The sequence below is a fragment of the Clostridium sp. CM038 genome (assembly GCF_055081105.1).
The window spans coordinates 3,176,723-3,193,211 of sequence record NZ_CM143651.1 but is presented as its reverse complement, the minus strand read 5'-3'; the positions used below and the strand labels follow the sequence as shown (position 1 = coordinate 3,193,211).

The window sequence follows — 16,489 nt, the reverse complement described above, 5'->3', positions numbered from 1 at the left end:
TACGATGAGAAATTTAGATATATTTAATGAATCAAAGCAATATATGCCTGGTGGAGTTAATAGCCCAGTTAGAGCGTTTAAAGATGTAAGTGTAACTCCTCCAATTATTAAAAAAGGTAAGGGCGCATATATTTATGATGAAGATGGAAATAAATACATAGATTTCGTATGTGCTTGGGGACCTATGATACTTGGGCATAGTGATGATGATGTAGTAAAAGCTATACAAAATACTTGCACTAGTGCTATTGCCTTTGGTGCACCTACAGAATTAGAACTAAAACTCGCAAGGCACATTTGCAGCACTGTAGATAGTGTAGACATGATTAGAATGGTTAACTCAGGTACAGAAGCCACAATGAGTGCAGTTAAGCTTGCAAGGGGATATACAGGAAAGAATAAAATAATAAAATTTGCAGGTTGCTACCATGGACATTTTGAAGGATTTTTAGTTGAAGCCGGTTCAGGAGTAATGACCGCGGGAATACCAGGTTCAGCAGGTGTTCCTGAGGAAAGTATTATACATACATTAATTGCAAATTACAATGACATTAGCAGCGTTAAAGCATTGTTTGAGAAATATAGTGATGATATTGCCTGCATAATAATTGAGCCAGTAGCAGGAAATATGGGAGTTATACCAGCTGAAAAAGAATTTTTATTAGAGCTTAGAAATTTATGTGATGAATACAAGAGTCTACTTATTTTTGATGAAGTAATGAGTGGATTTAGAGTGGCATATAAAGGAGCACAAAGCATTTATGGAATAGTTCCTGATTTAGAAACCTATGCAAAAATCATGGGAGGGGGACTTCCTTGTGGTGCATATGGTGGGAAAAAAGAAATAATGGAGTTATTATCACCTATGGGACCAGTTTATCAAGCGGGCACTATGTCTGGGAATCCAGTGGTAATGGCAGCAGGATATGAAACATTAACTAAGCTTTATAATAACCCTAGTCAATACGAGCACATGGAGAAACTTTCAGAAAAACTTCAAAAGGGACTACTCGAAATTGCAAAAGAAAAAGGTATACCTATGGTAGTTAATAGATGTGGTTCAATGCTTACAGCCTTCTTTACAAAGAAGAGTGAAGTTAAAACTTTTGAAGATGCTAAAACTTGTGATCCATCGCTATTTGCAAAATACTTTGAACATATGATAAAAAGTGGAATAAATATTGCACCTTCTCAATTTGAGGCAATATTCTTATGCGTTAAGCATACTGATAATGATATTGAAAAATTCTTAGAGGCGTTTAATAGTTTTAAAATATAAGAGTTCAGTGAATAACAGGCACAATATGTGAAGTAACAATTTTTTCTTGCTGTATGCTATAACGAAAAGTATATATCGCTACAGATGCGTTCGCTTTGCCAAGTAATTCTAAAATTTATTTTATTTACAGTTGCTAAAAAACACAAACTCGCTAGCGCTCAAACATGTGTTTTTCTTAACGCATCTAAAACTAAAACAAATTAAGAATAACTAAGGCTTGCTCAAACGCATTTTACGCGATGTATACTTTTGTTAGTATCTATTAAGAAAAAATACTTAATTTCTAAAATTGAAGGAAGTGTAAAACATGAGATTTATTAAAGATGATGAATTTATAAGGGGCAATTGCCCAATGACTAAGGAAGAAGTAAGAATATTAAGTGTGGTAAAACTTGAGCTTCAAGAGGATTATAGGGTATTAGACATCGGTGCGGGGACAGGATCAGTAAGTATTCAAATTGCTCAGATATGCAGTAGTGGTGAAGTAATCGCTATAGAAAAAGATGTTGATGCATTAGAGGTTATAAAACAAAATAAAGAAAAATTTAAAACGAGTAACCTGGAAATACTAAGTTCAGAAGCCATGGAGATAGAAACCGATATAACAGGAGAATTTGATGCTATATTTGTAGGTGGAAGTGGTGGAAATATAGCTGATATTATCGAGAAGTACGGAGGTAAGCTTAAGAAAAACAGAAATATTGTTTTAAACTTCATAACAATAAATAATGTGTACAAGGCTATGGAAGCTTTAAAAGCGTTAAATTATGAAGTAGAATGTGTACAAATTCAAGTAAGCAAGACAAAAGGAAAGAGTTATATGTTAATGGCAAATAACCCTATATTTGTTGTTAGTGGAGCAAAATAATTCTTTTGAAAATGAATAAATTTTGGTCGAAATTTTTAACGGTGTTTTTAGTGGTGACATTACCTTTAGGATTAATGGGTATTGTTCAACAATTTTTAGGTACAATGTTTGAAAAATGTTGTATGAGTATAGTGGCAATAATAGGCTTCTTGTCAGATACTCGTATTGCAGTTGAAAAACGTTGGTGATATATAAACTATGAGCTAGGCTCTAAATGTTAAACCTTCTGCTTATAATACATACCATTGATGTGAGCGTATAACAATTAATAATTATTATGATCCCTAGAGAACTATTCACTTATCTACAGCGTTTTTCGTGTTAAATCACAAAGGTACCATAGAAATTAAAACTCAAAGATTAATATTAAGGCGTTAGTTGTTTATATCTAATTCCATATATTTTTAAGGGAGTATCATGGAAATCTGTTTATGTATGGTTTCCTAAAAGTATAAAAATTGCACTTTATTTTGTATACATATATTTATTAATTAAAAGTTTTTATAAAAAAGTTACAAGTGTATGCTGATATTATGAATATTAAGTATTGTTAGTTTATTTTATTTTCGATAGTATTTACACTATCTACAAATTAAGAGGAGAATAAATATGAAAAAAGTGTTATTATTATTGGCAAATGGATTTGAAACATTTGAAGCAAGTGTTTTTATTGATGTAATTGGATGGAATTACATTGATGGTGATAAATCCACACAATTATTTACATGTGGAAGGACCAAGCAAGTAAACAGTACATTTAATCAAAGGATTATTGTAGACTACACTTTTGATGAGGTAAATATTGATGATTATGACGCATTAGCAATTCCAGGAGGATTTATAGAATATGATTTCTATAATGATGCTTATAACGAACAGTTTTTAGAAATTCTAAGGGGATTTGATAAAAAAGGTAAAACTATAGCCACAATATGTGTTGCTGCATTACCACTAGGGAAAAGTGGAGTTTTAAAAGGAAGAAGAGGAACTACCTACAATAAAAGAGATGGAATAAGGCAAAAACAGTTGAAAGATTTTGGTGTTGAAGTTATCAATCAACCAATAGTAATTGACCAGAATATAATTACATCTTGGAATCCATCGACTGCAATGGAAGTGGCTTTCATATTGTTAGAGAAATTGACAAATAAAGAAAATAAGGAGAAGGTTAAAGAATTGATGGGGTATTAAGAAAATAATTCTTTGGCTAAAAATATATTGTGCTAAATAGCATATTATAAGAAAAGTTACTCTAAGCCTCTGACGCTTTTTCAATACAATTTTTATGTCCCCCCAGAGAACTACCCAGAGTCAGAGCCTTAAATTAAAGAAAAAACAAAAATACTATTATGGGCATTTGATGTATAATTATTCATGAAGGGTGCATTAACCACAAATGTATGATTGATAGATAATCGTAGATTAATTGTTTTTTGACTTATCTATATTTAGTATCATAGAAGTGGCTTAAATAGCTAGTTTACAAATTGTAGGTATGTAAACTATGTGAAACTACTCAATTTTAACAACGGAGGTTAATAATGTATAATTATGTTATATTTGATATTGATGGTACGATTTTAGATACTGAATTTGCAGTTCTTTCATCACTCCAAAAATTAATGTTTGAAGAATTTAATAAAAATTTTAGCTTTGAAGAATTAAGATTCGCGTTAGGTATTCCAGGAGAGGTAACATTAAATAAACTTGGAATAACTAATCTCCCCGAGTCTAATGATAAATGGAATAGATATTTAAAAGAATATATTTCTCATGTAAAAGTTTTCGATGACATTAAGGATACATTAGTTAAATTAAATGAAAGGGGGATTTCAGTAGGTATAGTTACTTCAAAGACTAAAAAAGAGTACATAAATGACTTTGTACCTTTTGGGTTAACCAATTACTTTAAATTAGTAGTTTGCGCAGATGATACAGAAAAACATAAGCCTAATCCAGAACCTATTTTAAAATTTATTGAATTATCAGGAGCAGATAAATCAAAGACAATTTACATTGGTGACACTAAGTATGATATGGACTGTGCATTCAGTGCTGGTATAGATTTTGCATTAGCGTTATGGGGTGCTAAATCCTCAATTGGGATTAATGCAAATTATATTTTTCAAAACCCTAAACAAATATTGGAACTTATAGAGGGTTAATCCCGATTAAGGGAAACTCAAAATTTGGGGATTCTCTTAAAGGGTGTAAAATATAAAAGATAAGCAGAAAGATGTGTTAAATCATCTCCTGGGTCGCTGCAATATTAACGATTTTAGAAGGAGATTTATACTCCCACTGAAGTTTTCTATTTGTTAGAGTATGTAACCCCCACTTATAGAAGTGTTAGACTTTGCTCCTAAAATGTCGTTAAACCTTCTACTTATCTTTTATTGTTAAAATACATACCATTGGATGTGAGCACATAACAATTAACAACTGTTATGTCTCCAGAGAACTATTCAGAGGCTTTGAATTTAATATTGGCAAATGAAAAATCAATCTTGACTATTAATTGTAAAAAAGGTTATCCACATTGTTTTCCGCAAGCTGTTTCCTATATCATAAAAGAACGATACATACATCATTGTAAAATATGACGCAGCAAAGAGTTGTCACTTAAACATAGATTTAATTAATTCTGTGTTTTTTATTGTGAAATTATATAGCACAAACTACTGTACACTATATAGTAGTTTGTGCTATTATGTAATTATGAGGTGAGAAAAATTGGAAATAAATAAAGAGATGATAAAAGGATATATCGAAAGTATAATATTGAGCCTTTTAGTAGGTGAAGATTTATACGGATATGACATTGCCAAAAAGATAAGAAATATAAGTCAAGAAACATTTGAGATTAAAGAGGGAACAATGTATGTTGTTTTAAAAAGACTTGAAAATAACGAGCTAATTTCCCCATATTGGGATGATACTGAAAGTGGTGGAGGAAGGCGTAGGTATTACAAAATTACAGCCGAAGGAATGAATTATTTAAACAATAAAAAAACTGAGTGGATATTTTTTAAAAAAATTATTGATACATTTTACAGGGGGGTATAATTTTATGGAACAGATTGATAAGTATGTTAATTCAGTTTACAAACATGTAGGTGGCAATAAAGAAGAAATCGAATCATTAAAATATGAAATGAAAAATCATTTATTGCAACTGATAGAAGAGTTAAAGTCTGAAGGAAAATCTGAAGAAGAAAGCATTTCCATTGCAATTAATAGATTTGGTGAAGAAAATCAAATTAAAAATGAATTAATTGGTATATTTAAGTTTGTGAACAAGAAGGCAAAAAAAACATTAATAATAGCAGTAGCCTTTCTCTTAATAACCATAATATCTGGTGCTGTTTCTATAATAGGCACCGACATTTATTGGAAACAAATTGAGACAAGAAATAATGAAATTTTTACTATAATGAATTCATATAGAAAAGATAACATAGATTCTATAAATAAAGATATTAGTACAGTATTTAATAAATCTAAAAAAAAGCTTATATATGTAGCACTGGCTAGTCCATTTAATGTTAATTTTAAGTTGGAAAATATAGAATACATATATCCAAGTGATTTTCAAGGTGAAGCTGTTGAGGAGGGTATTGGAGCTACGAGCAAGCAGATTACCACAGAGAAGGGTAGCAAAAATATAATTATAGGTAGCAGTAATGAAGACGTTCCCCTTAGGTATCTAAGAAAAATAGGTATATCATCCTTTGTCTGGCTTGGTTGTTGCTTAATATCAATCATTGCTTGGGCTTTAATAAAGGTTGATTTACGTATTAAATTTAGGCGCTGATTAAAGATGTTGCTTCGGAACATTCTTATAATTCAAATTAAGGGAAACTCAAAATTTGGGGATTCTCTTAAAGGGTGTAAAATATAAAAGATAAGCAGAAGGAGATTTATTAAAAAAGTCAGATAAACTGGACAGGTTATGTCTATAATGTGAAGCTGGAAAATGAACATTTAATTGATGAGTGTTGGGAAAAAGAAGAATGGTGATACGTCGAAATAATACTAAGTTATATTAGATAAGAAAGGAGAAAATATGGATAGAACAGATATCCCAATATTGATTCAAATGGCTTATATGCTATTCATTACTATATTATCACTTGTTAAACAAAGAAAATTAATCATACAATCCAAGCACAGTAAAATTTTTAGTATTGTAATGCTTCTTATCGGTGCAATCTTATGAAGTTTAATGATTTATAAAAGACAAAAATCTTTTGAGGTGTTACTTGGATTAGGTTTATTTATTGAATTTTACCTTATCTCAAAATTAAGACAAGGTATTTATGAGAACGGTTTTTTGGCATGTACCAATTCTAGTACGGCATGGAGTCAAGTAAAAAGAGTGGAAATTTACAATAAAACACATGAAGTGAAAATTATGTATTACAATAATGCTGGCCCCAACGACTTAGCTTTTGAAAAGAAAAGTCTTAATTCAATTTTATATATTCTAAGAGAACATTTAGATAATGAATTCATTAAGATCATTAATAAGATATAAAGCTAATGAGTATTATCTTAGGTAAATTACCTATAAAGTTAAGACATATCATTCTTATAATCTGAATTAAGGTAAACTCAAAATTTGGGGATTCTCTTAAAGGTTGTAAAACATAAAAGATAAGCAGAAGGATGTGCTAGCGAACCTGAGGCAGGATGTCGAGTGTGGTCACATAATAATTAATAATTGTTATGTATCTAAGAGAACTACCCAGAGGCAGAGAATTTTATATTCGCAAAACACTGATTTTTAGGCGCAAAAAAAGTATATATTACGTATAATGCATTGAAGCAAGCTTTAGAACTTCTTATTTTATTTTTAATTAAGATGCGTTTCGAAAAACATATGTTTGAGCGACAGCGAGTTTATGTTTTCTAGCAGATTAATTAAAAATAAAATTAGTAGTTCTTAGTCAAGTGAATGCATTAATCGTATTGCAATACGCGTAATATATACTTTTTTTCTCTTTATTTTGAAGTTAAATAACCTTCTTTCATTAAAAGTTCAGCAGAAAGCACTGCGCCACCGGCTGCACCACGTAAAGTGTTATGAGATAGGCAAACAAATTTATAGTCAAACAATTTATCTTCCCTAAGTCTTCCAAGTGATATGCCCATTCCTTTTTCAATATCTCTATCTAGTCTAGCTTGAGGTCTATCATTTTCCTCAAAATAAGTTAGGAATTGCTCTGGGGCATTTGGTAGTTCTAAAAGCTGTGGTTTGCCTTCGTAACTTGCCCAATGCTTTAAAATAGTTTCTTTTGATGGTTTATTTTCAAAAGAAACAAAAACTGCAGCTAAGTGACCATCTGCCACAGGAACACGAATGCATTGAGTTGAAATTATAGGTTCCGCAGCATTAACTATCTTATTATTCTCCATATGGCCCCAAATTTTTAGGGGTTCCTGCTCGCTCTTTTCTTCTTCTCCACCTATATAGGGTATAACGTTGTCAATGATTTCCGGCCAGTCTGAAAATATTTTTCCAGAACCTGATATAGCCTGATAGGTGCAAACTAATATTTTTGTGGGTTTATAATCCATAAGGGCGCTTATAGCGGGAACATAACTTTGAATTGAGCAGTTGGGTTTCGCAACAATAAAGCCTCTTTTAGTGCCTAAACGCTTACGTTGTGCGTTAATTAGTTCAAAATGGTCAGCATTTATTTCTGGAATAACCATTGGAACATCAGGTGTACCTCGGTGTGCAGAGTTATTTGAAACTACAGGAGTTTCAGCCTTTGCATATTTCTCTTCAATTTCTCTTATTTCATTAGCGTTCATATTAACAGCACAGAAGACAAAATCTACCTCGCTGCTTATTACATCTACTTCATTTATATTTTTAATTACAATATTTTTAACGCTTTCAGGCATAGGTACGTCTAGTTTCCATCTGTTATTTACTGCGTCATAATAAGTTTTACCCACAGAGTTCTCACTAGCAGCAATAACAGCTATTTCAAAATAAGGGTGATTTTCAAGTAGTGTAACAAGACGTTGACCAACAAATCCAGTTCCACCTAATAATCCAACTTTTAATTTTTTATACATTGTATTAATACCTCCGATTCTAATGATATACATTTGTAGAAAAATATAAATATTACTATTATATATATTGCTATTATAAATAATTATAATGTTAAAAAGTATATACTTCAAGCAATTTATTATATAGAATGGAAAGAAACGATAAATTTATATCTTGACAATGAAGTCATAAGTTATATAATTTTCTTTAGAAGAAGTCTAATAGAAATGGGGAATAAAGTTGGCTAAAAATGAGAAAAATAAAATAAAGCTATATGGATTTAACAACTTAACAAAATCATTAAGTTTTAACATTTATGATATTTGCTATACAAAAACAGAAGAGGATCGCAAAAGATATATAGAGTATATTGATGAACAATATAACGCTGAGAGGTTAACAAAAATTCTTAGCGACGTTACTGAGACGATAGGCGCAAGTGTGCTAAATATTGCAAAGCAGAACTATGATCCCCAAGGAGCAAGCGTAACATTACTTATTTCAGAGGAAGAAATTCCATTATATGTGGTGGATCCTTCCTGTAATAGAGGAATTTTAACTCCGATTCGTGAGAATATCGTGGGACATTTAGATAAAAGTCATGTAACAGTACATACTTATCCTGAAAGCCATCCTCAAAATGATATAAGCACTTTTAGAGTAGATATAGATGTAGCCACTTGTGGTACTATTTCGCCATTAAAAGCTCTAAATTACTTAATAGATAGTTTTGATTCGGATATTATTACTATTGATTATAGAGTTCGCGGCTTCACTAGAGATATGGATGGGCAAAAACATTTTATAGATCATGAAATTAATTCTATACAAGATTATATTTCAAAAGAAACTATAAATAAATACAACTTAATTGATATGAATATATATCAATCTAATATATTTCATACTAAAATGATATTAAACGATTTTGAGCTTGATAATTATTTATTTGAGATTAAACAAGAAGATTTAAATGAAGATGAAAAATGTGATATTATACAAAAATTAAAAAAGGAAATGGGCGAAATATTTTATGGTATGGATATTTCTAATGAGTAAATTTCTATGAAATTTTATCTAAGGCACATTAAAATGAATAATTATTCATTTTAATGTGCCTTAATAATTATGAGCTTTATCATAAAGCATGATTATAGAGTTATAGATTTTTAGCTATCTGTAATAAAAACTGATACAGAAAAATAATTGTAAATATTTAACAGAATATTGGCGGGTAATATAGTTATAAATGTAACACTTATTCCCAAAAAAATTTTATTGATATAAAAAAAATGTAATTATCTTTAAATATTTATATATTTTTATTATGAAACTTAAAACAGTGTAATAATATTCTAATCCTAAAAGAAACTTTAGTAAACTTGTAGATAAATAATTATTATAAGGAGCAAAATCCACCAATATTTTCCCTATTATTATGATACAATTATAAAAACATTATAAAAATATTATTATAAATATTCAAATAAATGCAGTTAAATAAGGCTTTGCTTTCGTTTTAATAAATTTTAGAATTCAAAATTTATTATATACAATTACTAAATTATAATTTTTATATGTTTAAAGTGGAGGGTATATTCCTAATTTTTAAAGCGAAATTGTGGATGAGCCTCTTGGGGATGGCAAGCCATCAAATATTTTTCTTTGATTAGTTGTTTTGAAAATCCCTAAAGATTCTATGTACCTTGTAGATAAATTTTATGAAACGTATTTGTTCTCATTAATGTATGCATTTTCTAAAGATTTTTTTTTGTGTTTTTACATGATGAGGTAATTAGGTGTAAAAATGTGTAAAAATCTTTATTAAGTAAGATGTTAGCTTTAGTAAAAGTTAGTATTGTAGCTCCGCAGGAGATGATTTAATTAGTAAAGGTTTAGAAAGGAGAGAACTAGCATGATAAAAAAAGAAATGATAGCTATGATATTGGCAGGAGGCCAAGGGTCAAGACTAAAACAATTAACTAAAATCACAGCAAAGCCTGCGGTTCCATTTGGAGGAAAGTATAGAATTATAGATTTTTCTTTAAGTAATTGTTCTAATTCGGATATAGACACTGTAGGAGTTCTTACTCAATACCAACCTTTGGCTTTAAACTCTCATATAGGTATAGGCGCACCTTGGGATTTAGATAGGAAAAACGGAGGGGTGAGTCTACTTCCACCTTACCAAAGTCAAGATGGTGGAAATTGGTATAACGGCACAGCAGATGCTATATATCAAAACACAAATTACATCGATAGCTTCGAACCAGAGTATGTTCTTATTTTATCAGGAGACCATATTTATAAAATGGATTATTCCAAAATGTTAGATTATCACAAAGAAAAAGGCGCAGATGTTACCATTGCAGTATTAGAAGTAACGAAGGCCGAGGCAAGTAGATTTGGAATAATGAACACACGAGAGGATCACAGCATCTTTGAATTTGATGAAAAACCAGAAGAGCCTAAAAGCAATTTAGCATCTATGGGAGTTTATATTTTTAAATGGTCTGTTCTTAAACAGCTTTTAAAAGATGATAACCTTGATAAAAATTCCAGTAACGATTTTGGTAAGAATATAATACCAAAAATGTTGATAAATAATCAAAAATTATATGCATATCCATTCAAAGGGTATTGGAGAGATGTTGGTACTATTGAAAGTTTATGGGAAGCTAATATGGATTTGCTATCTGACGATAACGAACTCGATATACATGATAATCAATGGAAAATATATACAGTGAACCCTATGATGCCACCACAATATATCGGACCTAGCGCAAGCATTGACAATGCAATGCTCAATGAGGGATGTACTGTTTTTGGAGAAATAAGCAATTGTGTGCTTTTTCATGGAGTACATGTAGGAAAAAACACTAAAATAACTAATTCCGTAATTCTACCTAATACTAAAATAGGCAATAATGTGGTAATAGATAAAGCTATTATAGGAAGTAATGTTACCGTAAGACGTAATGTGCATATTGGCAATGGAGAAGACATTATTGTTATAGAACAAGGAAGAGAAATTAAGGTTGATTCAAAGAAAGTAACTAAATTATAAAACTTGCGAGGTGAGAGCATGCTTAAAAATTATATAGGAATATTAATGTTAAATGAGCAAGAAGATAATATTAAAAGTCTTACAAAATCGAGACCTATAGCGTCGATTCCTATAGGTGGGAGATATAGAATTATTGATTTTGTGCTTTCGAATATGATTAATTCGGGTATTCATAATATAGGTATGTTTACTAACACAAAATCGAGGTCCTTAGTGGATCATTTAGGTTCAGGGAAACCATGGGATTTAGATAGAAAAATAAATGGACTATTTTTGTTTAATCTTACCTCAGAAACATCACAATTAAAAGATATAGATGCAATAAGTGAAAACATGGAATATATTTATAGAACTAAGCAAGAGTATGTAATAATATCTTCTTCTTATATGTTATGTAACATGGATTACAATGAGGCTGCTAAGTATCACGAAGAATCCGGTAGCGATATAACGGTAGTATACAAAAAAACAAATAATGGGAAGACGCATTATGTAAGTTGTAGCACTTTATATATTGATGAAGAAAATAAAGTTTTGAACATTGGAAAAAACATAGGAGCAGAGGACGAACTAAATATATCAATGGAAATGTATATAATGAAAAAAAGCACTCTTATAGCTATTGTAAACAAGTGCATTCAGACTGGATATCATAATTCGATGAAAGAAGTTATTTGTAGTGAAATTACTGAACTTAATGTAAATGCATATGAGTTTAAAGGATACCTCCAATGTGTAAATTCTGTAAAAAATTATTATAAAACTAGTATGGATATGCTAAATGGTAAAGTAACCAAGGAATTATTCTTTAACAAAGGGTTAATCTATACAAAGAGTAAAGATGAAGCTCCTACTAAATACTTTAATGGATCAAAGGTTAGTAATGCTTTGATTTCCAATGGATGTATTTTAAAAGGAAGTATAGAGAAAAGTATAATTTCAAGAAGGGTGACGGTACACGAAGGGGCAGAAATCAAAAATTGTATAATATTTCAGAATTGCGAAATTAAAAAAGGTTGTAAACTGACTAATGTTATAATTGATAAAAATACAATTATAAGTGAAAATACAGTACTAAATGGGGATGAAGATTTTCCGGTGGTTATTGAAAAAAAATTTCGGCCATAACAATTTTAAAAAATAAGGTATATGAAAATAAATAACAAGTATGCTTACTTGTTCAGCTTGTTTACAAAATAACAAGTATACTTACTTGTTAACAAACCAACAAGTAAGTATGCTTGTTTACAAAATAACAAGTATACTTACTTGTTATTTATTTTCATATATTTAATGGGGGGTTTAGTATGAAAGTATTATTTGTGGCTTCTGAAGCATATCCTTTTATAAAAACTGGAGGCCTTGGGGATGTTGCATATGCACTGCCTAAAGCTTTAAGAAAGCTCGGCATTGACGCAAGAGTAATTATACCTAAATATAGTAAAATTCCTTTGTCATTTAAAAATTGCATGGAAACTATAGCTAGTTTTAAGGTTAAAGTTGGTTGGAGAGATAAGTATTGTGGACTACAACATTTGACTTATGATGAGGTGCCTTATTATTTTGTAGATAATGAAGATTATTTTAAAAGGCCTGAGATATATGGATATTATGATGATGGAGAGAGATTCTCTTACTTTTCAAAAGCAATCTTAGAATCTATAAAATACATGGGGGATTTCGTGCCAGATATAATTCATTGTAATGATTGGCACTCTGGAATAGTACCAGCTTTACTTAAAGAAAATTATAGTGAAGACGAGCGATATAATGAAATAAAAAGTGTATTCACTATACACAATTTGAAATATCAAGGAGTATTCAACAAAGAGATACTAGGTGATTTAATAGATTTAGATTGGAAATATTTTAATGATGAAGCATTAAAATTTTATGACAATGTATCATTTATGAAGGGCGGGATTGTTTTCTCAGATGCAGTAACTACTGTAAGCAACACTTATGCAAGAGAAATACAAACTCCTTTTTATGGGGAATCGCTAGATGGATTATTAGCCTCAAAGGCTGAAAATATATATGGCATAGTAAATGGTATAGATTATGATCTCTATGATCCTAGGGTGGATAAAAAAATATTTTGCAATTATGATGAAAAAAGTATAAAACAGAAAGTGAAAAACAAATTAAAGCTACAAGAAAAACTAGGGTTTACCGTAGATGAAGAAATGCCAATGATAGGAATTACCACTAGACTAGTGAAACAAAAAGGCTTAGATTTAATTGTGGATAAACTCCAGGAATTGCTTATTCTTCCAATACAGATAGTACTGCTTGGTAATGGTGAAGGATATTATGAAGATATATTTCAATACTTTGCGTCTATTTACCCAAGTAGGATATCTACAAATATTATTTTCGATGAGGAGCTAGCGCAGCAAATATACGCTGCTTCAGATATGTTTTTGATGCCATCTTTATTTGAACCTTGTGGCATAGGCCAGCTTATAGCCTTGAAATATGGAAGTATTCCAATTGTCAGGGAAACTGGAGGGCTCAAAGACACCGTTATCCCTTATAATAAATATACTAGTATTGGTAATGGTTTTTCTTTTGAAAATTATAGTAGTCAAGAATTGTTAGATGCTATAAAGAGGGCTCTGGATTTATACAAAGACAAAGAGTCTTGGAATAAATTAGTTCAAAATGCCATGATTTCAAACAATAGTTGGGAAAATTCGGCTGAAAACTATATGGAATTATATACTAATCTGAAAAGTAAATTTTAAAATTGCTAGGTGGTGAATATTATAGTAATAGATAAAGAAATATTTAAATTGGACTATGTAGAGAAACTACAAACAATGTTTGCAGAAGATGAAATTGATGCATCGCCTCTGCATCAATATTATGCTTTAGGTGCACTAGTAAAAGACTATTGCTCTAAACCATGGATAGAAAGTAATAAAGCGTATGGAAAAAATAGAGGAAAACAAGTGTATTATTTTTCTATGGAATTTTTAATTGGTAGATTACTAGATAGTAATCTAGTTAATCTAGGTATAAAGGATATTTGTGAGGATGCTCTTAATGATTTAGGAATTAGTTTAAAAAAGATAGAGGATATAGAATCGGATGCGGGGCTCGGTAATGGTGGGCTTGGAAGATTGGCAGCATGTTTCTTAGATTCTATGGCATCTACGCAGATACCGGGTCATGGTTGCGGCATAAGGTATAAATATGGATTATTCAAACAGAAAATAGAAAATGGTTATCAAGTAGAAGTTCCTGATAATTGGTTAAGAAATGGTAATTCGTGGGAAATAAGAAAAGAAAGCAAGTCTGTAGAAGTAAGATTTGGTGGAGATGTACATTTAAATAAAGAGAATGGATTAACAAGAGTTAGCCATGAAAATTATGAGTGTGTAAGGGCGGTACCATACGACACTCCAATAAAAGGATATGAGAATAATACTGTAAATACATTAAGGCTTTGGAGCGCAGAAACTATGGAGGAAGATTTTGATTTTTCATCCTTTAGTCAAGGAAATTATGCAAAAGCTGGTGAAAATAAATATTCAGCGGAGGCTATTTCACAAATTTTATATCCAGATGATAGCTATGAAAAGGGTAAATTACTAAGGCTTAAGCAAGAGTATTTTTTTGTGAGTGCTGGATTACAAAGTATTTTAAGAAATTATAAAAAGAAGAAACTTTCATTTAGTGAGTTTCATAAACACGTGGCGGTGCAGATAAATGATACCCATCCGGCTGTAGCTGTGGCTGAACTAATGAGGCTATTAATTGATGAGGAGGGTTTATCCTGGGACGCTGCAATGGATATTACAACGCGAACTATGGCATATACTAACCATACAATTATGGCAGAGGCACTAGAAAAATGGCCTGTAGATATGTTTAAAAAATTACTTCCACGTATTTATATGATTGTAGAAGAAATAAACAGGCGTTTTTGTAATGAAGTGTATCATAGGTACAATGGAGATTGGAATAAAGTCAATAAAATGTCTATTATTTATGATGGATATATAAGGATGGCGTATCTCGCTATTGTAGGAAGCCATTCTGTTAATGGAGTTGCAAAATTGCATACAGAATTATTAAAGCATCAAGAATTGGCTGATTTTTATGAGTTCTTCCCAGAAAAATTTAACAACCAAACTAATGGCATAACTCATAGAAGATGGCTATTAAATTCTAATCAAAAGCTCGCAGAACTTATAACGGAAACTATAGGTTATGGGTGGGTAAAGTCTCCAAATGAGCTCCATAAATTAATGGATTATTCAAAGGATACCGCTTTTCAAGAAAAGACACATAGCATAAAAACGAATAATAAAATAAAATTTTCAAACTATATATTAACCAACTATGGAACTGAAATTGATCCGAATTCCATATTTGACGTTCAGGTAAAAAGACTGCATTCCTATAAAAGACAAACTTTAAATGTATTCCATATAATGCATTTATATAACCAGCTTCTTGAAAACCCTAATTTAGATATGGTTCCAAGAACTTTTATATTTGGTGCGAAAGCTTCTCCAAGTTATTATATAGCAAAACAAACTATTAAACTTATTAATACAATAGCCTCTAAGATAAATAATGATCCTATAGCGCGCGGTAAAATAAAGATAGTATTCCTTGAAAATTATGGTGTGTCATTAGCTGAGAAAATTATTCCTTGTGCTGATGTTAGTGAACAGATTTCTACTGCATCTAAGGAGGCTTCTGGAACTGGTAACATGAAATTTATGATGAATGGGGCTATAACACTAGCAACCTTAGACGGGGCAAACGTAGAAATATTTGAAGCAGTCGGAAAAGAAAATATTATATTATTTGGACTAACATCAGAAGAAGTAATAGAATATTACAAGAATAAAAGTTATAACTCTTATGATATATATAATAGCGATCAAAGAGTAAATACTATAGTGAATCAATTGGTAAATGGATTTTTAGAAACTCCTAAAATGGAATTTATGAGCATATATGATAGTTTACTATTACACAATGATGAGTATTTTGTGCTTAAAGATTTTGATGCTTATGTAAAGGCACATAGAGAAATTGACAGGTTATATAGACAAAAGTCCATTTGGCAACAAATGGCCATTACAAATATTGCTAAGTCGGGTATCTTTTCAAGTGATAACACTGTAGAGAAATATGCAAAAGAAATTTGGGGAATTCCTGCGGTTAATATTAAATTATAAT

14 protein-coding genes are annotated in these 16,489 nt (G+C 30.6%); 13 read left to right on the top strand and 1 reads right to left on the bottom strand.

Going from position 1 to position 16,489, the window contains the following annotated elements:
* The first annotated feature begins 4 nt into the window (after positions 1-4).
* The 8 genes from hemL to ACWJKS_RS14610 all read left to right on the top strand — a co-directional run bounded on the left by hemL (position 5) and on the right by ACWJKS_RS14610 (position 6,684).
* Positions 5-1,279 carry a glutamate-1-semialdehyde 2,1-aminomutase gene (gene hemL / locus ACWJKS_RS14645; protein ID WP_462959852.1) on the top strand — a complete coding sequence of 425 codons (1,275 nt, stop codon included), beginning with the start codon at positions 5-7 and terminating at the stop codon, positions 1,277-1,279.
* Between the two features lie 307 nt (positions 1,280-1,586).
* Positions 1,587-2,147: a precorrin-6Y C5,15-methyltransferase (decarboxylating) subunit CbiT gene (cbiT, locus tag ACWJKS_RS14640; protein WP_462959851.1), complete on the top strand. Its 561-nt coding sequence runs from the start codon at positions 1,587-1,589 to the stop codon at positions 2,145-2,147.
* Between the two features lie 5 nt (positions 2,148-2,152).
* Positions 2,153-2,335: a hypothetical protein gene (locus ACWJKS_RS14635; RefSeq protein ID WP_462959850.1), complete on the top strand. Its 183-nt coding sequence runs from the start codon at positions 2,153-2,155 to the stop codon at positions 2,333-2,335.
* A gap of 421 nt (positions 2,336-2,756) precedes the next feature.
* Positions 2,757-3,338 (top strand): DJ-1/PfpI family protein, encoded by a 582-nt coding sequence (locus tag ACWJKS_RS14630; RefSeq protein WP_462959849.1) that lies wholly within the window; start codon positions 2,757-2,759, stop codon positions 3,336-3,338.
* Positions 3,339-3,688: 350 nt separating this feature from the next.
* On the top strand, positions 3,689-4,312 hold the full coding sequence (locus ACWJKS_RS14625; RefSeq protein ID WP_462959848.1) for an HAD family hydrolase: 624 nt from the start codon (positions 3,689-3,691) through the stop codon (positions 4,310-4,312).
* Positions 4,313-4,880: 568 nt separating this feature from the next.
* Positions 4,881-5,213 carry a PadR family transcriptional regulator gene (locus ACWJKS_RS14620; RefSeq protein ID WP_216301942.1) on the top strand — a complete coding sequence of 111 codons (333 nt, stop codon included), beginning with the start codon at positions 4,881-4,883 and terminating at the stop codon, positions 5,211-5,213.
* A 4-nt stretch (positions 5,214-5,217) separates the two neighbouring features.
* Positions 5,218-5,961 (top strand): permease prefix domain 1-containing protein, encoded by a 744-nt coding sequence (locus ACWJKS_RS14615; protein WP_462959847.1) that lies wholly within the window; start codon positions 5,218-5,220, stop codon positions 5,959-5,961.
* A 411-nt stretch (positions 5,962-6,372) separates the two neighbouring features.
* Complete coding sequence (locus ACWJKS_RS14610) at positions 6,373-6,684, top strand: hypothetical protein (protein ID WP_462959846.1); 312 nt, start codon at positions 6,373-6,375, stop codon at positions 6,682-6,684.
* 467 nt (positions 6,685-7,151) lie between these two features.
* On the opposite strand, the gene asd is transcribed toward ACWJKS_RS14610, so the two are convergent.
* Positions 7,152-8,237, bottom strand: a complete 1,086-nt coding sequence (asd, locus tag ACWJKS_RS14605) for an aspartate-semialdehyde dehydrogenase (RefSeq protein ID WP_462959845.1) — start codon at positions 8,235-8,237, stop codon at positions 7,152-7,154.
* 220 nt (positions 8,238-8,457) lie between these two features.
* On the opposite strand from asd, the gene speD reads away from it, so the two are divergent.
* The 5 genes from speD to ACWJKS_RS14580 all read left to right on the top strand — a co-directional run bounded on the left by speD (position 8,458) and on the right by ACWJKS_RS14580 (position 16,488).
* Positions 8,458-9,276: an adenosylmethionine decarboxylase gene (gene speD / locus ACWJKS_RS14600; RefSeq protein ID WP_462959844.1), complete on the top strand. Its 819-nt coding sequence runs from the start codon at positions 8,458-8,460 to the stop codon at positions 9,274-9,276.
* An 856-nt stretch (positions 9,277-10,132) separates the two neighbouring features.
* A complete protein-coding gene (locus tag ACWJKS_RS14595; RefSeq protein ID WP_216301947.1) occupies positions 10,133-11,287 on the top strand; it encodes a glucose-1-phosphate adenylyltransferase in 1,155 nt (384 codons plus the stop codon).
* Between the two features lie 18 nt (positions 11,288-11,305).
* Positions 11,306-12,415, top strand: coding sequence for a glucose-1-phosphate adenylyltransferase subunit GlgD (glgD, locus tag ACWJKS_RS14590; RefSeq protein ID WP_216301948.1), 1,110 nt, complete (start codon positions 11,306-11,308; stop codon positions 12,413-12,415).
* A 179-nt stretch (positions 12,416-12,594) separates the two neighbouring features.
* Positions 12,595-14,034: a glycogen synthase GlgA gene (gene glgA, locus ACWJKS_RS14585; protein ID WP_220286065.1), complete on the top strand. Its 1,440-nt coding sequence runs from the start codon at positions 12,595-12,597 to the stop codon at positions 14,032-14,034.
* 21 nt (positions 14,035-14,055) lie between these two features.
* A complete protein-coding gene (locus tag ACWJKS_RS14580; protein WP_216302037.1) occupies positions 14,056-16,488 on the top strand; it encodes a glycogen/starch/alpha-glucan phosphorylase in 2,433 nt (810 codons plus the stop codon).
* The last annotated feature ends 1 nt before the right edge of the window (position 16,489 follow it).